Origin of the sequence: Nostoc sp., assembly GCF_036917635.1 — a bacterium.
Lineage (GTDB): Bacteria > Cyanobacteriota > Cyanobacteriia > Cyanobacteriales > Nostocaceae > Nostoc.
Window position 1 is genome coordinate 1 of the sequence record NZ_JBALCW010000111.1, and the last position, 21,348, is coordinate 21,348.

Here is a 21,348-nt window from a genome sequence, read left to right on the forward strand (position 1 = left end):
TAACTCCTAACTCCTAACTCCTAACTCCTAACTCCTAACTCCTAACTCCTAACTCCTAACTCCTAACTCCTAACTCCTAACTCCTAACTCCTAACAACTGACCAAACCATGTTAAGATATTTCTCAATTATGAAAGCTGTGTTGGATAGTTGGATTTAAACAAACATGGAAGCAGCACTTTTATTAGCAAAACTGCCTGAAGCATACCAAATCTTTGATCCTTTGGTGGACGTTCTCCCAGTCATCCCCGTATTCTTCTTGTTGCTTGCTTTCGTTTGGCAAGCAGCCGTGGGATTTAGGTAAGTTAATCTATTTTTCAATTTATAGGACAGGTACTATACCTGTTCTATTTTTTTAACGCTATATATTAAAAAATTAACATTTATTAATATTTTGTAATAATTTAATATAATAAATAAGATATGAATCAAGTCATGTCAATATGAAGCCTTGAAAGCCAAGCTTAGAATCAAGGAGGAATCAGTTATGGGTAACATCAAATTCGTTAAAGAGAATAAAGAAGTCGTGGCGGCAGATGGTGCAAATCTCCGGCTCAAAGCGATGCAAAATGACATTGATATATATAAATTTATTGGCAAGATGACCAATTGTGGTGGTAGTGGTCAGTGTGGTACTTGCATTGTCGAGATAGTCGAAGGACTAGAAAATCTTTCCCCCCGCACAGACGTAGAAAACCGCAAATTCAAAAAAAAGCCGGAAAATTACCGCCTTGCTTGTCAAACTTTAGTGAATGGCTCAGTTAGTGTAGTCACCAAGCCTTAAGCTGTTAAATCTGTTATTGCTTCAATTTGTATCCAGTCAGTAGTCAAAATACTTACCAAAATTGAGTTTCCTAATTTTGAATTTTGAATTTTGAATTTTGAATTTTGATTTGGTATAACTCTGTCGTCGATGATGCTATCCTAAATGTTGTTGACTGGAAATTTAAGAGAGGTTTTCTTGCCATGCAAGTTAATGACCTGGGGTTCGTAGCGAGCATTTTGTTCGTACTAGTCCCCACTGTGTTTTTACTAATTCTTTACATCCAAACTGCTAGCCGCGAAGGTGGAAAAGATAATTAAGAGTTTGTGTATCAAATAAAGAACCCCTGCATCAGTAGTGTAGGGGTTTTTATTTATCAACCACTTACTAATCATTTGACTTTAAGCGATCGTCCGCGCCAACAGTACTGGACAAGTGGCATTGACTCGAACATAGTCAGACAACGAAGATCCGATGAGTCGGTCTATATCAACAAAACTTTTAGCGATGGATGGACGACGATCTGGAGAACCGAGCAATAATAAGTCTATATTCAACTCATCTGCCAACCGACAAATTTCTTCACCAGGTTTGCCACTGCTGATATAAGACCGAGATTGGATGCCCTGTTTTTTAGCTTCTGCAACTGCGGCGGCTAAAACAGGATTTTTATCTGAGTTAATCTCGGTTATTTCCGATTTTTTCCCGCCTAAATCTGTGGTAACATTTGCCAAAATCAACTCGCCGCCTTGAATATCTCGCAGTAAAAACAATGCCAATTTCAAGCAGTTTTTTGCGGAATCAGAGTTGTCTATTGCCACCATAATGCGCTTAATTCTTTTGACATAAATATCATCTTTTACCAGCAACATGGGGCGAGAAGATAGCTGGAAAACATACTGACTGACTGAGTTCGATAAAATGGATTGCAGCCGCTTAAGTCCGCGTGAACCCATAATAATCAAGTCAGCGTCGATTTCATCAGCTACTTGGCAAACTACATCTTTGGGGTCGCCTTCGCGCAAAATTGAAGAAACCTGGCTAGGATCTAAGTTCAAAGTTTGAATGGCATTAGCTAAAATTTTACCGCCATTTTCCCATTTAGCTGTCATGGTAGCAGCAGTATTTTGTGCCTGAACAACATGCAAAATTGTCACTTTTGCAGATTGAATTGAAGGAATTTCTTTCAGGGTTTTGAGCATTTCTTCTGCGTGTCCCAATCCCGATACAGCCAGCAAAATTTTTTCTATCATTTTACGTGATTGTTGTTAAGTTTAATTTAGTTGTCGCTGTTATTACTTGGCTTAGGTCAGATTTTTACTGCCTTGCTCAACAACCTAGTCAGTAACTTGGCACAAATAAACTTTGTTTTTTAGTATTTAACACTCAAACAAATGACAAAGTACAAAAAGCTCAACAAATGTTTAAGTTGATTTGCACCTATTTACTTAAGATTATCAACTAGACTGCAATTATTAAGCATAGTCTCAATTTAGCTTGGATAACTTCATAAATTATGATGTTAGTTATCATTTTTTATCTATATTCACTTTTTTTAATTAGAAGTTAGTTAAGTATTGCAAAGGAATGCCAAAATAACTCTTCAAAAAGATTTATTCACTGTAGAATTTACCAGGCGATCGCTTCCGGCTTGAATAGTCATTATTCCCTATTCTGTGCCTTTTTTAATAGTCGAAGTCATATTTAATACTATAAAGACCTCTAAGACAGGGCTATTTCATTCTCATCTAGCCCGCCTCAGAATGAATTCTGAGTCTAATAGCGAAACTCGTCTAAAGACGACTGAGACTCATGTTATAGTCCCTTTTAACGGACTTTAGCTAAAAGCCAAAGAACTAAAGTTCTGGGCGGTTTATGTCTAGAACAAAATAGCCCTACCTCTAAGAAGGTTTTACTAAGCTAAACCGTCCCTCTGCGAGTCGGAGAGGGAGAGACTTCAACTTTAGTTATCGAACTCAACACTCGCGTTAGAAACTATTTATTTGGAGTGGAGACAGCACCGTTGAGGTGTGGGGAATTTAATTATTGACGGTGATTTGAGATACTTTTATATCAAGTTCGCATAATTAGTTATGATTCCCACAGTCATTGTACCCCACACGCCAGATGCTCCACTTGGGGAGACCCCAAGACCGCCAAAGCTCCCCTTAATCCCCTCCCGAAAAGCGGGGAGGGGAGATAAAGCGCAGCTTTGGCTCTTTGGGGAACTCCTGGTTTAATAAGCAATCAAGCGAACATGATAGGCTAATCGGCATTTAAGTTGCATGAAGGTAGGGCTGAAGCCCTTACTACAAGCGAATAATTCTGGAAAAATGAATGACGATTAGCTTATTACTTCAGAATTCTAGTTTATAAATTACGAATTATTTAAAATCTGCCATTTCCCTGAACAATGTGCTTAACGGTGGTCAAGGTTTCTAAGCTGATAAATCCCCGGCGATGACCTTTTTGGTTAGACATGCCGAGAAACACTGAATCTCCCCGCGAGGGGTTGCGGGAAAAACGCGGGGAAGTGTTGATGTAGGTAGAGGCACTGGTAACTCCTAAAGCAAACTGCCGACTTTCCTGGTAGGATTCAGTAACGATAGAGTCAGCATGACCACTGCTGTATTCATTAATCCAGGCGATCGCAGCTTCTAAACTATCCACCAATTTAAAAGCTACTGTTCTAGTTAAATAAGGGTTTCCCCATTCGCCTTCTTTCACCAACTGCAACTGGGGAAAGGCTTTTACTAGTTCTGTATCCCCTTTAATTTTAAAGCCTTTTTCCATCAAGCTGTTCCAGAGAACGGCTATTGATGATGGCAAGGCTTGCCGATGAATGAGTACCTTTTCAATGGCATTAACTTGATCTGGTTCGCTCTGATGGCTATTAAGAATCATTAAGCGCACCATTTCTAAACTGCTATTTAGCGACCAGTATAGATAACAGTTACCCATCGCGGACTTTAAGACTGGGCAAGTTGACTGTCGGACTACCTGCTGTACCAAACTAGAACGTCCGTAGGGAATCACTAAATTTACGTACTGGTCTTGGGTGACTAAATCCCGAACCGAAGCACCATGTTCTGCTGCGATTAGTTCTATACAGCCCGGAGGTAGACCAACTTGGGCGATCGCACTTTGCAGTACTTCAGCAATGACGGCGTTGGAATGGCTAGCTTCAGTACTGCCTTTGAGAATTATACTATTGCCAGTTTTGATACAAAAACCTGCTGCGATCGCTCCTAAATCTGGAAACGCCTCATAAATAAATCCAATCACTCCCAAGGGCATTAACTGGGTATAACTTTGGGAATCTTCCAGCTGATAATCAGCCGTTCTGACGCGCCGCAGTGGATCTGATAATTCCCCCAACCGTTGTAAAATGTCCACGGTCATCTCTAGCCTTGTGGGAGTCAGCTTCAGCCAGTCTAGTATCAACTCAGGCACTGCCATTTCCCGACTGGCTTCTAAATCCAAGGTGTTGGCTTCTAGAATGTCGTCAAATGAGCGCTCAAGGGCTTGTGCCATCGCCAGTACTGCACGACTCCGATCTGCTCCTTTTGTGATCCCCAACTTTAGGGAAGCATGATAGGCGCGTTGGGCACTAGTAATTGGTTCGGGGTAATCATCCAAAACTTCAACAGTCATTGAGTTAACGTCTGTAGGTAAGCCAAGCCATTAGTGCTGGCAGAATAGCCAATAGCACCGCCACCATTGCCCAAGCAATTATGCTGGAACTATTTGCCAATCGCAGTGCTAATGGCAGCCATATAATCACTAGCACGAAAATAATCCCAAGTGCTATAGGCAGGTAGCTTTCTCCCAAGCGGGGATGGACAACATGCCAACTATTTCCCATCCAACGCCAAGCCCGCTTGTAGGGATAGGTGGTAGAAAGCTGTTCTAGGACATTACCATTATCTTCTACTACAAAGATTTGCTGACAGCGATCGCAACCAAATGCTTCTGTCAGCGTAATCGGAATTAACTGACCCCGGCGACGACAGGGACAGGGATATTCGGTATTGAAGTCTATTTTTTCGGGTTTTTGAGATTGCACAAGCGTTATAGTAACTTGAGCGTGTTTTACACGAACTGCGAGAATACGATCCTTTTAGTAAATGCCTGATAAGGCTTCTCTCTTTATAAAGAGAAACAGGCGATGTTTAAATCGCTATGATTGCAAACAGTAGATACAGCAGACTCTAAATATCCTAATTGCCATATCAATACGAGGTTTTCTGTTTCTAGTCTTTCCTCGGAAATGGCAATCTTATTTAAAAATTTCCTTCTCTTCATTTGTTGCTTTCAAGGTAATGTGTTTGCGTTTTTGGGCATTTATTATCCTGACACACCTGGTACAATTTTAATGATTTGGGGCGACCACTCCTAAAACAAATCGTTTGGGAAGGCTGCGCTCATAAACAACAGATACTAATAAACCCGCTCATTTTCCTTTGACTCACTATATATTACTATGCACTTATCAAGGTTAGGTCGGCATTAGGTGTAACCTCTATTCCTTGCAGTTTACAAGCATTTCAAGAGCGACAATTGCCAAAACATCCAGAGCGTGTGTGACTTTTTGCCCAAATAGATTGTGGCTAACTTCACTGCCAAAAGACGCTTTGCACCTGACAACACTATTATTTAACTATCCACCTTTAATTAAGTGTAATACACCCTACATAAAACGAATTAATTACACCTCTAAAGATTGTAGCCAAGCTAATGTATATCTACACCAGTCTAAAGCTGGGTTTTATATTTCTTAGCAAGTGGGTAACGCTTCTTTTTGTGGGCGATATTAAAATTGAGACAGTAGAGGATTTGTTTGCTCAATCTGTCTACATTGGGAGAGATTCACAAGAGTGTAGTCTGAATCGCGGAAGACTTCAATGCACCTTAAAAATACTAAACCTCTTGGAGTTAAAAACTGCAAGAGGTTTTAGTTGGAAGCGGGTAACGCGATTCGAACGCGCGACATTCACCTTGGCAAGGTGACGCTCTACCACTGAGCTATACCCGCAATCGATAACCATACATTAATATCTCAGATTTATTCCTAATTGTCAACCCCTTAATTAGTCATTGGTCATTGGTCATTGGTCATTAGTCACTTGTACTGAGCGAACGCGAGTGCGTCTCTAAGAGTTGCCGAAGTATTGGACAAAGGACAAAGGACTAATGACTAATGACTCATTTAGCCCAGTTCTTCTGACTCCGCAGTTAAATTGCCGATGCTGGCACTTTGAAAAGAGGCTGGCAAAGACTGGCTATTACGAGAATATGGCTCTGCTAGGTTAGAACGGAGTTGCCGCATCAGGCTTGCCATTTCTAGGGCATTCAGGGCATAATCCCAACCATGATTACCTTTGATGCCTGCCCGTTCTAGGGCTTGCTGCATAGTGTCTACCGTCAAAATGCCAAAAATTACTGGCACTCCAGTTTGAAAGCTAGCGGCGGCGATGCCTTTAGAAACTTCGGCGGATACATAATCAAAATGTGGTGTTTGCCCTCGAATGACTGCGCCAAGACAAATTACAGCATCATAACGATGGGAAAGTGCTAGTTGGCGAGCTACTAAAGGTACCTCAAAACTTCCTGGAACCCAAACATAGTCCACCTGATGACCTTGGGGGTCAGGATCTACACCGTGGCGTTTCAAGCAATCTTGACATCCCTCTAGCAGCTTTCCGGTAACTAGGTCATTGAATCGACCAATCACCACTGCAAACCGCAAAGGCTCCGTTTGGGTAAAAGTTCCCTCGAAAACTGCCATGACTGCCTCTTAATCAACTATAGTTCTGGCCAATATAGCGGTTCTCGTTTATGTGAGGTACATCAGTAGGGGCATGGCACTGCCCATGTACCACCCTACGGCGATATAATGTTGTACCGCATCTGAATGGGAACCGCTATATACATACATTTCTTATTTAAATGTAGAGGAGCAGGAAAGCACGGTGAGAAAAAAGGAAATCGGAAAAAATCTCTCCTTTTCTCTTTGACCTTGGCTTTTCTGCCCCTCTAGTTCTTATATTATGTGGCTGCGCCAGAGCAAAGTCGTCGTCTACACGACAAAAAAGTTTAACAAACCAACTAAAAATACCAAAGCAATCCAGACACCAGAGCCAACCCAGAGGAGTTTTTTAGATTCAACCCAATTTTGGGGAGTGGCATAAGCAACCGGGACGCCAACAACCAGGACAAAAGACAATACAACTAGGCTTATCAAAGCGAATTGGAATATTATGGTCATTTTTGCTTCTCCCAATACAGCGAAATAGTGATATGTCTTACACTAACAGTAAGGTGTACAGTGTAGGCAACGAGTGTGACTCCTGCTATTGCATAGGACATTTCCAGAAGCTCTGGTTTCATGTCCTCGCGATCTCCCACTGCCGACAGATTGATTTTTTCTTCCTTTCGTACCCCACAAATTTTACGACACAGGATGAATTGCTTATGACTTTTGCACTGATGTGTCAACCAATGGTAAATTTGCATTTTTTAAAAGGATACCTCCTCTTTTCCCTTTGTCCAACGTTTCACGTAGGTTTCCCAGAGGGTAGTAAGCGAGGTGTATCAACGACCGTGGTGGCGAGTAACCACTTAAATCATACAACGCCCCGATCATCTATTTCAGAATATTTGACAATTAGGGCGCTGATTCTGAGGGTTAACGGGTGAGGCTTCTGCCCATTTTATCTCAAGGGCAACACTGATACTTTTTTCTTATTTTTCAGTTACCAAAAATTACAATACTTTAGTCGTTCGTCCTTTGTCTAAGCACTGATGACCAATAGTTCTCTTCTTAGGCTGCGCCAACGGCAAGGCTCAGTACAAGTGACCAATGCCCAATGACTCTTAATTATGGATTTAATTCTTTGCCACACAACAGCAGATTTTGACGCACTAGGGGCTGCGGTAGGGTTAACGCGCCTACTACCGGGAAGTAAGATTGTGCTGAGTGGCGGTTCTCACCCTCCTGTACGGGATTTTTTGGCATTGCATCGGGATGAATATCCTCTGATTGAACGCCGTTCGGTGAATCCAGAAAAAATTCGTTCTCTGACTGTGGTAGATACGCAACAGCGCGATCACTTGGGTAAAGCTGCTGAATGGTTAGATTTAGCCGATATTAAAGAGATTATAATTTACGATCATCACTTAGGACAAGAATCAGATATTTCTGCCACGCGATCGCATATTTCCTCAGTCGGAGCCACCACAACTTTAATCGTTGAGCAATTGCAACAACAGGAAATTTCCTTAACTCCTGCCGAAGCAACGGTGATGGCTTTGGGTATTCACGTTGACACTGGCTCTTTGACTTATGACCAGTCTACACCACGGGATGCTCTAGCTTTGGCTTGGTTGATGCAACAAGGTGCGAGTTTATCAGTAATTTCCACCTACCGCGATCCCGGATTATCACCGCAATTGCAGCAGTTATTAACTGAATCGCTGGAAAATTTAGAATATCTTTGCTTACGCGGATATACGGTTGGTTGGGTAACTCTGAAAACAGATGGTTTTGTGCCTGGGTTATCGAGTTTGGCATCGCAGCTCGTGGAATTAACCGAAATTGATGCCCTACTGTTGGCTAATGAATATGCTTTGGGTGAAGAGGATTCACGGTTAACTGTAATTGGGCGATCGCAAATTCCCAAAACAAATCTTAACGTATTATTTCAACTTCTAGGTGGCGGGGGTCATTCACAAGCCGCATCCCTAAACTTAAGGGGAGTTGATTCACAAACAATATTAAAACAACTCGTTGATGGGCTAAAAGCACAAATTCCCCATCCACCGACTGCTAGAGATTTGATGTCTTCTCCTGTTCGCACAATTTTGCCTGAAACCACAATTACCGATGCCCAGCGCATTTTATTACGTTATGGACACTCTGGTTTATCTGTAGTTGATGCCTACGGACAACTAGTAGGTATTATTTCGCGCCGGGATCTTGATGTTGCACTGCATCACGGATTTAGTCATGCGCCAGTTAAAGGCTACATGACCAAAAATCTTAAAACGATCGCACCAGATACAACACTGCCACAAATTGAGTCGCTGATGGTGACTTATGATATCGGACGCTTACCAGTATTGGAGAATGAACAGTTAGTTGGTCTGGTCAGTCGTACTGATGTATTGAGGGAATTACATCAGGAAAGGGATAAAGACGAAGGGGGACAAAAATTCAAAATTCAAAGTGACGCTAGCGGACTCGCTCTAAGCGAAGCCATCCCGAAGGCTTACGCGGCGCTAACAAAATTCAAAATTCCTCTCAGCACTGAGTTGCAAAATCGCCTTGCTCCGCAATGGCAATTACTTACGATAGCATCGCAAGAGGCAGAAAAACGGGGTTGGCATCTTTATCTTGTCGGGGGTGCGGTGCGGGATTTACTGTTAGCGCAAGCAACATCAGGCACTTTAATGATTAAAGATATTGATCTTGTGGTTGATGGCTTTCACAAATCAGCAGATGTTGGTGCTGGTGTAGAATTAGCAAAGGCACTCCAACAACTTTACCCTGCTGCCCGCTTAGAAATCCACGGGGCTTTTCAAACTGCGGCTTTGTTGTGGCACAAAGATCCAGAATTAGATTCTCTATGGGTAGATATTGCCACCGCTAGAACGGAATTTTATCCTTATCCAGCAGCAAATCCAGAAGTTGAGGCGAGTTCTATTCGTCAAGACTTGTATCGTCGAGATTTTACCATAAATGCGATCGCCTTGCGCCTCACTACTCCCCGTGCTGGTGAATTACTCGATTTCTTTGGTGGATTACTAGATTTACAAGCCAAGCAAATTCGAGTTTTACATCCCAACAGTTTTATCGAAGACCCCACCCGGATTTATCGTGGCGTGCGCTTTGCTGTGCGCTTCGGATTTCAAATTGAACCGCAAACTGAAGAGTTTATCCGCTATGCCATCAACAGTGGCGTTTACGATCGCACTGCTCAAGAGAATAGCAAAACTCCAGCCCTGCAAACTAGACTAAAAACAGAATTAAAACACATCCTAGAAGCCCCCTACTGGAAATCGGCTTTGCAGTTACTCGATAATTTAGGGGCATTGCAATGTATCCATCCTACCCTGAAGCTAGACGCAGAACTGCTGCGACAATTACGTTTGCTAGAACGCTGCTTGCGGCGATTTGATGCTGAACAAACTCTCATTCATTGGGAAATGCGCTTAGAAGCGTTAATCACCCAACTAGCGCCACAATATCGGGCGAAAGTGGCAAAAAATCTGCAATTGCAAGAGGATAGCATTAAACGCTTGCAAAATTTGGCTTCTGCCCAAACTCAGGTGATGGAATCTTTGCCTAAGTGTGAAAGTCCTAGTCAAGTAGTGCAGTTGCTGCGAAAATACGATTTACCAATGCTGATTTTAATTGCTTTGCAAAGTCCGCGATCGCTTAGACATCAAATTTGGGAATATTTAACTGTTTGGGCGAATGTGCAGCCACTATTGAATGGGAATGATTTAAAGAAACTTGGTTACAAACCAGGGCCGCAGTATCGGCAAATATTAGATGATGTAGTTGCTGCTACCTTAGATGGAGTGATTAAAGATAGGGCTGAGGCTGAAGAGTTTTTAGCACAACACTATCCTAAATGAATTAGTGAAGCGATCGCTCATATACCAATCCGATTTTATTCCTGAATTACTCGTAGAGACTCAATACTTGGGACTGGGGACTGGGAAGAATGAATAAAGGTGTACTGAGTTTTTTTCAAAAATAAAATATGAGTCCTATATATTTGTGGAGTGTTGAGCAATAGATTATAAATTTAGGTTTCATCATCAGGTGGATCATTTTCATCAGATTTTATAGCTTGTATAACCTGTTTAACTATCTTCGGGTGTAATACTTTTTCAGAATGAAAAGGAATGACAACCCTGATATTTTCTAGGCGATAGACTCTGTGACTGCCTTTACTTCTAATCTGGATAAAGCCAGCATCCAATAATAGTTTTTCCGCTTCCTTGGCATTTAGGCGCGGTAGTTTAGGCAACCTTAACCTCCAAAGTCATAGTCAGGATTTCCTTCTTTGAAAGTTCTTGTTTCTCTGACTCTGATAGAGTTTCTAGGTAAAGTTCAACAGCTTCTTTGATATTTGAGCTTACTTCTTCCAAAGAATCACCTTGACTTTGACAGCCTGGAAGCTCTGGAGAATAAGCGTAATAGCCATCTTCATCTTTTTCGATAATAATGTTTACTTTGTAAAACATAAAATAATCAACTATCTGATGATAATTAAATCTTAACATTAATATATATAGCGATCGCCTATGAAATTATATGCGTTCGCGTACCGGAGGTAATCGCTTATTTTTAAGGTAAGGGTAAATAAACTATTAGGTCTTGATATTCATCTTCTTCTAAAGCCAAAGCAACTATTATTAATTCTTCTATATTTTCACCAATACTTAAATTTGTATTGAGGATAAAAATTCCTGGTACGTGACGATTAACAGCGATATGGTCAGCTAAATGTACTGGCATAGAAGTTCGGTTATTTGTCACTAATATAAAATTATTATCCTCACACCAACACAGAATTTCTGGATCGAGTGTACTTTTTGGTGGAGTTCCTGATTCTCCTACCACTTTAATCGTAATACCAGGTTCTCTTAGCCTAATTTGATTTGGATATACAGGATTGACATTTTCATCAATCAGATATTGCAGTGTCATGCTTGCTGTTTAGCTTGTCTTTCAATTCGGAGTTGGCGCAGTTTTTCTGACACTGGCGGGGGATTAAGCCTCTGTTGTTCTCGCATTCTATGACCGTGTTCTATCCAGTTTTTCATGTAAGCACTGACAGTTTCTTTGTTTTGTAGATAATAAAGAATTGTTGCATATACTTCCTCTAAAGAGATTGATTTATAAGTCTGGGCAATTTCTTCTGGAGAACGTCCACAATCAATGTATTCATAAAGAATTGTTTCAATCCCAATTCTTGAGTCTTTGAGTCTAATGTCACTGGGAGAAAGAAAGTTAAAATATTCTGCAATATGCTTGGTAGTCATAGATTGACCTATATCCCTAGTTATTATATATGGTAATCTTTTTCTAATTGAGGATTTGTAAAAACAGGCGATCGCATTCTTAAATTAGATAGAAAAAAAGAGACTTTAGTCTTATGTTCCTCACAAACAAGACCAGATCCCCGACTTCTTTAAGAAGTCGGGGATCTGTTTAATTACGGTTTGATTAAAGATTCTTCAGACTGGCGATATTTAGTAATTAACTTACGTGTTTTTAGGGGTGAATAAAGCAACATGGAAAGTGCGGGTAAACTGGTTACGGTTAGTGGTAACAAAATAAATGGATTTAGAAAGCCCGCTATTATCCCAGTTCCTACACTAGCCCCAAATCCTAATGTTACTAGTATTAGTACAATTGTAAATGAGTCTTCAGCCAAATTTATAACCCAATCCCTAGCCCCACCCACAACCAAACCCACAACCAAACCCACAACCAAACCCACAACCAAACCCACAAACGAACCCACAGCCGAACCCACAGCCGAACCCACAGAATTTCCTCTCTTTAATGCGAAATAACCCACCAAAGACACAAGTATAAATAAGTAAATACCCATAAATAGAATCTCCCCATATCTATAAGTAGTAAACCAAGTCGTAGCCATACCTATCAGCACAGCCACTAAAAACAGCCAAATTAAACCACCAGAGGGTATCTTTCGCTTTTCAATCGGTAAAGCAGCCGTCTGCACCTTCATCGTTAAAGTGTGATTCGCTGGATAAGCATTACTGTGCAGTATGAGTTGACGTTTATACTGCTTATCTGCCATCAATTTACTCGTATCCACTTGAACCTGACAGCGAATATGATTCCCACTAAACTGAGCAGGTGTATAGTTATTTATTCTTGTGGGATGGGCGTCTCGCCCGTCCTGGGGCAGGCAAGATGCCCACCCCACAAGATAAGATGTATTTAAGACAGAATAAAACTGCTGTAAGTCTTTCTAGTAGGGCTGGGGAGTGTGGAAATAAAAAAAGCGATCGCCTCCTAGCTTCCGAAATTCCTTCGTGCTACACTGTAGTCAATATCAAACCTCATCACAACTCCAACGAGATAGCACAAATGAAGTAGTACCAAACACCTGTTGCGCCCAAGCAACAAATGTCAACAAAGAATAAACGCAACTAGTTTGACAGGGTTACTTCACATAGTCATGCACTAAAAATATTGTCATCATTCCTATCTATATAAAACCGTTTGACGAGTGTCTGCGGCTGACTTTTTTTTTGTCTAATCTACCCGTAATTTTTGGAGATACGCGGGTGGAAGTTTGCGAATTGAGGTTTGAGAAGAATGCCGCAAAAATCAATATTGTTAGCTGAGAATTTAGCCTATGACCTCAGCGTAGATAGAACTTTGTTTCAAAAAATTCAGGTGAGTATCGAAGCAGGCGATCGCATCGCTTTAGTAGGTCGCAACGGTATAGGAAAATCAACCCTACTCAAGATACTTGCAGGTCAAATTACCCCAAAAGCAGGTTCCGTTTGCTGTAATAGTGTTGTTTACTATTTGCCACAAATCAGCACTATTAGGCAAGAAATCACAGCAGATACAGTACTAAATTTTTTGGTTTCTATTTCTGATGATTGGTGGAATATTGAGGATATTTTACAAACACAATTCCACACAAAACTTGACTTCTCTTTGCCAATTGCTAACTTGAGTGGTGGAGAACTCACAAAACTATTTCTGGCGATTGGTTTATCTCAACAGCCCAACTTGTTATTGCTGGATGAGCCAACTAACCACATGGATTTGCAAGCGTTAGAAAGCTTAAGACAGTTTGTTTTAAATTTTAATGGTGCGTATGTAATTGTCTCGCATAAACCTTTTTTCTTAGACGAAGTAACATCTGTAACTTGGGAACTTACATCTGTTGGTTTGAAAGTATATGGAGGCAATTTTTCTCAGTATCGAGAACAGAAAAAAATCGAGTTAGAGGTAGCATTGCGATCGCACGAAGTCGCTAGAAAGGAGCTAAAACGTACCCAAGCCACAGCTATACAAGAACAGCAACGTGCAGCCCAATCTAGCCGCAACGGTCGCGCTAAGTTTCTGAACGGTAGTATTGATAGGATAGCAGCAGGGCTGATTAAAACCAAAGCTGAGGTGTCTACCGGAACTGCAAAAAAGAAACATGAGGTAGCAGTAGCCAAGGCTAATCAAAAGGTTGCAGAGACGAAGGTCAAAACTACCAAAGTAACGAGTATTCAGCTAGAAGAAAAAAATCAAAAGCGCCGAAATCTAATTAATATCCAAGGTGCAAATCTTAGGATATCAGAACGTCTATTGATTCAAAATGTTCAATTGCATGTATCATCTGGCGATCGCATAGCCATTATCGGCGCAAACGGTTCTGGTAAATCGAGTCTGGTAAAGGCAATTTTAGGAATCGAAAACCAAACAGCAGTTTTGGACTCAGGTGAGGTTTTGCTAGCACCAGCCATGAAAGCTGTATATCTCGATCAAACTTACGAATTGGTAAATCGCCAATACACACTTTTGGAAAATATGCAAGCTGCCAATCTTCATCTCAGTTATCAGCTTTTGCGTCAACAACTAGGACACTTTCTGTTTAAATATGATGACGTTCAGAAAAACGCCTCTGTATTGAGTGGGGGTGAGTTGGCAAGATTAGCGATCGCTATGATCAGTATCTCAGAAATCGATCTGCTGATTCTCGATGAGCCAACTAATAACCTGGATATTGAAACTGTTGAACAAATGGTAGTAGGTATCAATGACTATCAAGGCGCACTTTGGGTAATTTCCCACGATCTAGACTTCCTCAGCCGAACTAACATTACTCAAAGTTTTAAGTTGAGAGAGCAAGCCTTGCAAATGACAACCTATTTACCCAGTACACCAGAGCAATATTATCGAGAGTTGCTGGAATGTCACGATATATCTTACCCCAGGTCGGTGTAGCCCTTGTTTGTATGCCCGCAAACTCCGCCAATTCTATTCGCCAGGGCTGACGCGAGCACATCGCGTCACATAAATCTCTAACTCCTCAGCAGAAGCCGTAAAGCATACAGGCAAGTTATAATTCTCTTGCGGATCAACGTAACAAAAATTTATGAGTAACCCCCTCGTACAAGCCTTTTTCGTAGGCAGAGCAGTAGCTGAAGTAGTTAATGAGCGTTTAGAGGTCGTCTTGACCGATGCTTTGAGCGATCTGGGCAAATTTGATGCCGAAGCTAGAGAGCAGTTGCGCCAGTTTACAGACGAAGTTTTAGAGCGAGCAAATCGGGCAGCAGAAGCTGCTAATGGTGGTCAAGCTACTACAGGTAGTGGGCAAGCCAGTTCTGAATCAGGTGACTTGCAAGCAGATATTGATGAATTACGAGCAGAAATTGCCCTGTTACGAACAGAATTGCAGCATTATCGCAGAACTTCTGCATAAATTTTAGTCATTGGTCATTGGTCATTAGTCATTCGTCAAAAATTTTGCACAAATGACAAAGGACACTTAAAAAAACAGTTTAGGAATCAGAGTGTCTTTTCTTTCAAGGGATTCGCTTGCAAACCAACGGTAAAAAAAGTATATGGAACAAGGTTATTCAGATAAAGCATACCGTTGGAATCGGGAAAAATACTCTAGCAGACGGCGTTTTGTGGACATTTGGTCTTTTGTCTTGACCTTATTGTTAAGACTTTGGCTATACAACAAATCTTGGAGTTATCCGGGCGGTGTGACTGAGGCAAAGCAAGCCACAAGACGCAAAACCCAAGCGGTGTGGATTCGCAATACCCTACTGGATTTAGGCCCAACCTTCATCAAAGTAGGGCAATTGTTTTCTACCCGTGCTGATATATTCCCAGTTGAATATGTTGAAGAACTAGCCAAGTTACAAGACAAAGTACCGGCATTTAGCTATGAGCAAGTAGAAGCGACCATTGAGAAAGAACTAGGCAAGAAAATTCCTGAACTATTCCATAATTTTGAACCGATTCCCTTAGCTGCTGCTAGCTTGGGGCAAGTACACAAAGCTGTGCTACATAGTGGCGAATCTGTTGTCGTCAAGGTGCAACGTCCTGGACTAAAAAAATTATTTGAAATAGATTTACAAATTCTTAAGGGAATTACCCGCTATTTTCAAAACCATCCCAAATGGGGACGGGGACGAGATTGGTTAGGTATTTATGAAGAATGTTGTCGTATTCTTTGGGAAGAAATTGATTATCTCAACGAAGGTCGTAATGCTGATACTTTTCGCCGGAACTTTCGCGGCTACGATTGGGTGAATGTACCAAAAGTATACTGGCGTTATGCCTCGTCTAGAGTGTTGACTTTAGAATATCTCCCTGGAATTAAAATTAGCCAATACGAAGCTTTAGAAGCAGCAGGTTTAGATCGAAAGTTGATCGCTCGTCAAGGCGCTCAAGCCTACTTACTACAATTGCTCAATAGTGGCTTTTTCCACGCCGATCCTCACCCAGGCAATATTGCCATTAGTGCAACTGGTGCTTTGATATTCTACGATTTCGGCATGATGGGGCGGATTAAGTCAAACGTCCGTGAAGGACTGATGCAAACACTGTTTGGTATTGCCCAAAAAGATGGCGATCGCGTTGTGCAGTCTCTGATCGATTTAGGCGCGATCGCTCCAACCGATGACATGGGACCAGTGCGGCGTTCCGTGCAGTACATGCTGGATCATTTCATGGATAAGCCTTTTGAAAACCAATCAGTAGCAGGAATCAGTGACGATCTTTACGAAATCGCTTATAATCAGCCATTTAGATTTCCAGCAACCTTCACTTTTGTGATGCGAGCCTTTTCTACCCTAGAAGGGGTAGGCAAAGGTTTAGATCCAGAGTTTAACTTTATGGAAGTTGCCAAACCTTATGCAATGCAGCTTATGACCGATATGAATGGTTCTGAGGGGAATAGCTTTATTAACGAATTAAGTCGTCAAGCAGCTCAGGTAAGTAGTACCGCGTTTGGTCTACCACGTAGATTAGAAGATACCCTAGAGAAGCTAGAACGGGGAGACATGCGCTTGCGTGTTCGGTCTATTGAAACTGAACGCCTATTGCGCCGACAGAGCAGTATTCAGCTGTCAATAAGCTATGCTCTGTTAATCAGTGGTTTCACCCTTTCAGCTACAATCTTAGTCGTTACTAATTATGTATGGTGGGCATTAGGGCCTGGTTTAATTGCAGCAGGGCTTTCAGTGATCCTGATCAGACTAATTTTACGCCTTGACCGTTACGATCGTATGTATTAATTTTTGCAAAAATAATTTATGAAACTTAATTTCACGGGTTTTAGCGATCCGGGACTTATTCGTTCTAATAATCAGGATGCTTACTATATGGACCCAGAGGGACGGTTTTTCGTTGTAGCCGATGGTATGGGGGGTCATGCAGGGGGTGAGGAAGCAAGCCGCATTGCCACTAAGGTAATTCAGGGGTATTTGGTAGCAAATTGGCAATCTTCAAAATCTTCCCAAGAATTGCTAGAGCAAGCTTTGTGGGGTGCCAATGAAGCGATTTTGCACGATCAGCAGAATCATCCAGAACGCGCCGACATGGGTACAACGGTTGTAGCGGTAATTTTTCGCGCCCCAGAGTCGCCCTGGTGCGGTCATGTTGGCGATTCGCGGCTGTATCGCTTCCGAGAATCGCACTTAGAACAAGTAACAGAAGACCACACTTGGGTAGCACGGGCAATCAAAATTGGTGATATCACCTTAGATGAAGCACGATCGCATCCGTTTCGTCATGTATTATCGCGCTGTTTGGGGCGTGAAGACTTGCATCAAATTGATGTGCAACCACTGGATGTAAAAGCTGGCGATCGCTTACTGTTATGTAGTGATGGTCTAACAGAAGAACTTGTCGAACAAAAGATTGCTAGCTGCCTCCAAAACACTCCTTGGCTTGATAAAGCCGCCATCTCCCTAGTTGAGGCTGCCAAAGACCACGGAGGACACGATAACATCACAGTTGTCATCGTCTCACTCGACTAAATAGTTATTGGTCATTGGTCATTGGTCATTGGTCAAAAGTTACTAGCTATTGGACAAAGGACAAAAGACAAACGACAAATCCGGTAGATATACTCAGCAATTTGTTCAGCATGAGCATTTTTACTTTTTACAATTTGATACAAATATTTTTAGCCTTCAAAGTCACCTAAAAGAGGCTAAATTTGCATAATATTGGTAGATTTACATCTTGCACGTCATAAGGTTAAGCGACTATAATTCTCGCTTATTACCATCCATTCTCCAACCTCCTGAAAGTCCCAACCCTCCGAAGCTTTTTCCATATTGGCAGGAGACAGCATCTTAGCTTTTCTCCAACGGGGAAACTATGTAGGATTCAGGACAAAATTTGCTCATCTCCTCAAAGGAGAGTTATCCAAAGCAAAAAGGAGTCAAGAGGTAGTTATATCTATCCAAGACCAAACAGAGAATATTTTCCGGAATATGGCTCGGCTAACTTGGGTGGTATATCAGTAGGATTAGGTGCAAGATATCAGAGCAGAAAAAGTCCACATTTGGGATGTGGGCAATGTGTCAAACAATTGTTATCTTTCTTAATACGGAGGAACAAATGTTGGACAGATATCAGTTCAATTTTATCCAATTTGGACTTCTGTAAGCGATATCACCTTTACTCGTTGTTTTTTCGGAGTTAATTATGAACCAACCAATGAAACTATCCTTGGAACAGCAATTCAGTATCTGCTCATTTGCTACTCAGGTGCAAAATATGAGCCACGATCAAGCTAAAGACTTTTTAGTAAAGCTCTATGAACAAATGGTCGTGCGCGAGGCAACTTATCAAGAGCTTCTTAAGCACCAGTGGGGCTTAGATTCCGGTTCCACTATGGCATAGAGTCGTTCTACTGTCGCAGTGGGCGACCTCCTTCTCTTGCTTGGTTCCAAGGAGGAAAAGAGCTGGGGATGTCGGGGCGTCAACTTCGATAACCAATTTTGCAAAGGTTGGACAAAAATTAAATTCAAAAAACTAACAATGAGTAAACTTTTCGACGATACATCTGCTAGAGTCTAAATTTACTTTGATTTTGTAGTAAACATCTACTTTTGGCTTTAGCTAGACTTCCTTTAGATTCGTCTAATGTGCGAATTAACCTGCGTAAATTTACAACAATCCCCCGCAATATATACATAGGAAGATTGAGAGGAAATTTAGATAGCCGTGATTTGGCAGCTACTTTTTTCACTCTTTATACATATAACTAGAACTTACATCTTTATATATATTTTGTTTATAAAAGTTTACATTCTTCCATAAACCACCCATTAGTTACATATAAGACATGTAACATGAAGAAATTATTCCTAGCTGCAAAGATCGTATGGAGAATCTGTATTAATACTTTCCAGTTTTGCGATAATTTGGGGCTTAATCTTTTCATACTCCCTTTTGAGTAAGCTTTTACTCATTTGCGGGTCAACAGAGGACATCAATGTGTTGCTCATTGCGACCCACTCTTGCAGTCGTTGGCGCTGGGCAGAAGCGATGCTAGAAAGTAAGATATGGGTACACCGATTTGGTGTTTCTCGTGCAAAGAACAACAGGCGGTAGTAACCTGTATGCTGTAGTAACCGGACAATTTCTTGACCAAGACTGGTTTTGAGATCAAGGTAGTAAGGTAACCATTTAGCACCATGTTTGCGGTTATAGATGACAGTAATCCATAGCAGCATGGGATGGGGAACAGAGATGAACAGAAATTGGTTATAGCGGGTACAGAGTAAGCGCTTTTGAATTTCCTCTTGTGGTAGCATCACCCAAAGGGCTGGTAAAAGCTCTCCATTGCTATTAATAGGCTGAGGAAACACAATATCGGCAACTGGTTTATTTTGGGGCCAGGAAATGCCACGAGCGATTTCATCGTTTGACGAGGATACCCGCGAATCGCCTTTTGTCTTTTGTTCAAGCTCATTGCTCACTGTAGTAGCAGGAACTAGCGCTTGGCTGTCTTGCTTAATTTTGCGTGAATGCTCAGGCTTTTCTAGAGATGCTAAAACTTTGAGGATTTCAGTGATGCTTTGGGGGCGATCGCGTGGTAGTTTAGCTAGACAACTCATAACCAAATTTTCGATTTCTTTTGGTAATTCTAATCCGGGCGCAATCTCAGCAAAAGAATGTGGTTTTTGATAATGATGTGTTTTATACCATGCTCCAAAAGAATGAATTGGTGGCACCAGTGGCATTTTGGCTGTGAGCATCTCAAACATCATGACGCCCAAACTATAAATATCAGCACGATTGTCTAATTCTTTACCCTCCATCTGTTCGGGAGAAGAATAAGCCAATGTCCCCAAATAGAATTTTGTATGGTCGCCATCTGACTGTAATAATTTAGCAATACCAAAATCTAGAACCTTGACCAATTCTCCAAAACTGGGATCTTGAATCACCAGCATATTGCTTGGCTTGATATCGCGGTGGATAATTGGGCAAATATTGCCCTCAACTGGGATACCATCATGGGCGCACTGTAACCCCAGGCTGAGTTGACGCACCATACTCAAAAATCTTGGTAAAGGCAGTCCTTGCTTGCGAATAATATTGTTCAGGCTTTGTCCTTGTAGGTATTCCATGACGTAGAACGGGGTGTTATTGTCATCTACGCCATAGTCCATGACTCGGACAATGTGAATGCTTTTTTGCCCTAGTAAAGCACAGGTTTTTGCTTCTCGCTCAAAGCGGTCTTGCAATCGCATCTTTTCATTTTGGATTGATAGCGCCAGAAACTTAACCGCAACCGGTACACCTCCCAACAAAGTATCTTTGGCACGATAAACCCGACCCATCGCTCCAGTACCGATTAATTCCTGGAGTTGGTAGCGTTTGCTGAGTAAGCGACCAATATTAGGGTCTGACATAGAGAATTTGAATCCAAAAGCAGGTTGTAAGTGTTTAGGAGGAAAAGTACATTGAAACTGATATCTGAAAGGAGAGAGGCTTTGAATCTTACTCGCCTCCCCTTTTAGGGAAGGGGTTGGGGGTTAGGTCTATATTGCAATACGGTTCAGTTAAGGCTACCACTCTTTGTCAAAGTCGTTTTTTTAACGAACCACAGAGGCGCAGAGGACACAGAGAGAAGGAAAAAATTGCTTAACTGAACTGTATTGGTCTATATTGCACTCAACTGCAAACTGCTATAATGACGTTTTTTACCATTTTGCACTTTCATTGTGGTGTAATTTTAGTTTGCCCAATTTTGACTAAATAGATAACTATAGAATCTGCCAAAAACTTTAATTAGGTATTACCACACTTACCACAGAGTTCTAATAACTGAGTATTGAGTGCGGAGTTTTGAATATCAACAAAGCCAGAGGAGGCGACCTAAAGTCGTGCGGGGCAGATTTTTTAAGTCCCAAGCCATTATGCCTCGGAAATAATGCTTTAGCTTAGAGACCATTTATAGAACCCATTTGACATCTTTTACTGTGTTGAAGTAAAGTGAGCGCAAAAGTTGTATAAAGTAGTAATGCCATACTCTAGCAGCCTCACAG

Annotated in this window: 21 protein-coding genes and 1 tRNA gene; 10 read left to right on the top strand and 12 right to left on the bottom strand. The window is 41.5% G+C overall.

Annotated elements, in window-relative coordinates; genetic code table 11:
* The first annotated feature begins 165 nt into the window (after nucleotides 1-165).
* The 3 genes from V7K32_RS27570 (at nucleotide 166) to psbM (ending at nucleotide 1,082) form a co-directional block, all read left to right on the top strand.
* On the top strand, nucleotides 166-303 hold the full coding sequence (locus V7K32_RS27570; RefSeq protein ID WP_006195022.1) for a photosystem II reaction center protein K: 138 nt from the start codon (nucleotides 166-168) through the stop codon (nucleotides 301-303).
* A 183-nt stretch (nucleotides 304-486) separates the two neighbouring features.
* The gene (locus V7K32_RS27575; RefSeq protein ID WP_100901507.1) at nucleotides 487-783 is read left to right on the top strand and encodes a 2Fe-2S iron-sulfur cluster-binding protein; all 297 of its coding nucleotides are present in this window, start codon (nucleotides 487-489) and stop codon (nucleotides 781-783) included.
* A gap of 182 nt (nucleotides 784-965) precedes the next feature.
* Entirely contained in the window at nucleotides 966-1,082 is a 117-nt protein-coding gene (psbM, locus tag V7K32_RS27580) for a photosystem II reaction center protein PsbM (RefSeq protein ID WP_100901506.1), read from the top strand.
* An 81-nt stretch (nucleotides 1,083-1,163) separates the two neighbouring features.
* Here the strand turns inward: psbM and V7K32_RS27585 are convergent, their stop codons facing one another.
* The 6 genes from V7K32_RS27585 to psbZ all read right to left on the bottom strand — a co-directional run bounded on the left by V7K32_RS27585 (nucleotide 1,164) and on the right by psbZ (nucleotide 7,030).
* Entirely contained in the window at nucleotides 1,164-2,015 is an 852-nt protein-coding gene (locus V7K32_RS27585) for a universal stress protein (RefSeq protein ID WP_334997962.1), read from the bottom strand.
* 1,135 nt (nucleotides 2,016-3,150) lie between these two features.
* Nucleotides 3,151-4,416, bottom strand: coding sequence for a glutamate-5-semialdehyde dehydrogenase (locus tag V7K32_RS27590; protein ID WP_334997964.1), 1,266 nt, complete (start codon nucleotides 4,414-4,416; stop codon nucleotides 3,151-3,153).
* Nucleotides 4,417-4,420: 4 nt separating this feature from the next.
* Nucleotides 4,421-4,828 (bottom strand): hypothetical protein, encoded by a 408-nt coding sequence (locus V7K32_RS27595; protein ID WP_334997966.1) that lies wholly within the window; start codon nucleotides 4,826-4,828, stop codon nucleotides 4,421-4,423.
* 897 nt (nucleotides 4,829-5,725) lie between these two features.
* A tRNA-Gly gene (locus V7K32_RS27600) sits at nucleotides 5,726-5,797 on the bottom strand.
* Nucleotides 5,798-5,971: 174 nt separating this feature from the next.
* Nucleotides 5,972-6,550, bottom strand: coding sequence for a 6,7-dimethyl-8-ribityllumazine synthase (ribH, locus tag V7K32_RS27605; RefSeq protein WP_334885679.1), 579 nt, complete (start codon nucleotides 6,548-6,550; stop codon nucleotides 5,972-5,974).
* A 291-nt stretch (nucleotides 6,551-6,841) separates the two neighbouring features.
* Nucleotides 6,842-7,030 (bottom strand): photosystem II reaction center protein PsbZ, encoded by a 189-nt coding sequence (gene psbZ, locus V7K32_RS27610; RefSeq protein ID WP_334885677.1) that lies wholly within the window; start codon nucleotides 7,028-7,030, stop codon nucleotides 6,842-6,844.
* A gap of 614 nt (nucleotides 7,031-7,644) precedes the next feature.
* Between psbZ and V7K32_RS27615 the strand changes: the two genes are divergently transcribed.
* Nucleotides 7,645-10,404, top strand: a complete 2,760-nt coding sequence (locus V7K32_RS27615; protein ID WP_334997968.1) for a CBS domain-containing protein — start codon at nucleotides 7,645-7,647, stop codon at nucleotides 10,402-10,404.
* Nucleotides 10,405-10,577: 173 nt separating this feature from the next.
* On the opposite strand, the gene V7K32_RS27620 is transcribed toward V7K32_RS27615, so the two are convergent.
* From V7K32_RS27620 to V7K32_RS27640, 5 genes are all read right to left on the bottom strand, one after another.
* Nucleotides 10,578-10,802, bottom strand: a complete 225-nt coding sequence (locus V7K32_RS27620) for a type II toxin-antitoxin system HicA family toxin (protein ID WP_334997970.1) — start codon at nucleotides 10,800-10,802, stop codon at nucleotides 10,578-10,580.
* Nucleotides 10,795-11,058, bottom strand: a complete 264-nt coding sequence (locus V7K32_RS27625; protein ID WP_334997972.1) for a type II toxin-antitoxin system HicB family antitoxin — start codon at nucleotides 11,056-11,058, stop codon at nucleotides 10,795-10,797. The genes V7K32_RS27620 and V7K32_RS27625 overlap by 8 nt, the downstream gene beginning before the upstream one ends.
* A 64-nt stretch (nucleotides 11,059-11,122) precedes the next feature.
* Nucleotides 11,123-11,485, bottom strand: coding sequence for a DUF5615 family PIN-like protein (locus V7K32_RS27630; protein ID WP_334997974.1), 363 nt, complete (start codon nucleotides 11,483-11,485; stop codon nucleotides 11,123-11,125).
* The gene (locus V7K32_RS27635; protein ID WP_334997976.1) at nucleotides 11,482-11,820 is read right to left on the bottom strand and encodes a DUF433 domain-containing protein; all 339 of its coding nucleotides are present in this window, start codon (nucleotides 11,818-11,820) and stop codon (nucleotides 11,482-11,484) included. Before V7K32_RS27635 ends, V7K32_RS27630 begins: the two co-directional genes overlap by 4 nt.
* 173 nt (nucleotides 11,821-11,993) lie before the next feature.
* On the bottom strand, nucleotides 11,994-12,626 hold the full coding sequence (locus V7K32_RS27640; protein WP_334997978.1) for a hypothetical protein: 633 nt from the start codon (nucleotides 12,624-12,626) through the stop codon (nucleotides 11,994-11,996).
* A gap of 98 nt (nucleotides 12,627-12,724) precedes the next feature.
* Between V7K32_RS27640 and V7K32_RS27645 the strand changes: the two genes are divergently transcribed.
* The 6 genes from V7K32_RS27645 (at nucleotide 12,725) to V7K32_RS27670 (ending at nucleotide 18,691) form a co-directional block, all read left to right on the top strand.
* Nucleotides 12,725-12,910, top strand: a complete 186-nt coding sequence (locus V7K32_RS27645; RefSeq protein WP_334997980.1) for a hypothetical protein — start codon at nucleotides 12,725-12,727, stop codon at nucleotides 12,908-12,910.
* Between the two features lie 222 nt (nucleotides 12,911-13,132).
* Nucleotides 13,133-14,767, top strand: coding sequence for a ribosomal protection-like ABC-F family protein (gene abc-f / locus V7K32_RS27650; protein ID WP_334997982.1), 1,635 nt, complete (start codon nucleotides 13,133-13,135; stop codon nucleotides 14,765-14,767).
* A gap of 151 nt (nucleotides 14,768-14,918) precedes the next feature.
* A complete protein-coding gene (locus V7K32_RS27655) occupies nucleotides 14,919-15,245 on the top strand; it encodes a DUF6825 family protein (protein ID WP_334997984.1) in 327 nt (108 codons plus the stop codon).
* Nucleotides 15,246-15,387: 142 nt separating this feature from the next.
* On the top strand, nucleotides 15,388-17,073 hold the full coding sequence (locus tag V7K32_RS27660; RefSeq protein ID WP_334997986.1) for an ABC1 kinase family protein: 1,686 nt from the start codon (nucleotides 15,388-15,390) through the stop codon (nucleotides 17,071-17,073).
* Between the two features lie 18 nt (nucleotides 17,074-17,091).
* Nucleotides 17,092-17,817 (top strand): Stp1/IreP family PP2C-type Ser/Thr phosphatase, encoded by a 726-nt coding sequence (locus tag V7K32_RS27665; protein ID WP_334997988.1) that lies wholly within the window; start codon nucleotides 17,092-17,094, stop codon nucleotides 17,815-17,817.
* Between the two features lie 676 nt (nucleotides 17,818-18,493).
* Nucleotides 18,494-18,691, top strand: coding sequence for an NblA/ycf18 family protein (locus V7K32_RS27670; RefSeq protein WP_041565841.1), 198 nt, complete (start codon nucleotides 18,494-18,496; stop codon nucleotides 18,689-18,691).
* A gap of 467 nt (nucleotides 18,692-19,158) precedes the next feature.
* Here V7K32_RS27670 and V7K32_RS27675 read toward each other — a convergent pair whose 3' ends face one another.
* A complete protein-coding gene (locus tag V7K32_RS27675; RefSeq protein ID WP_334997990.1) occupies nucleotides 19,159-20,712 on the bottom strand; it encodes a serine/threonine-protein kinase in 1,554 nt (517 codons plus the stop codon).
* Nucleotides 20,713-21,348: the final 636 nt, after the last annotated feature.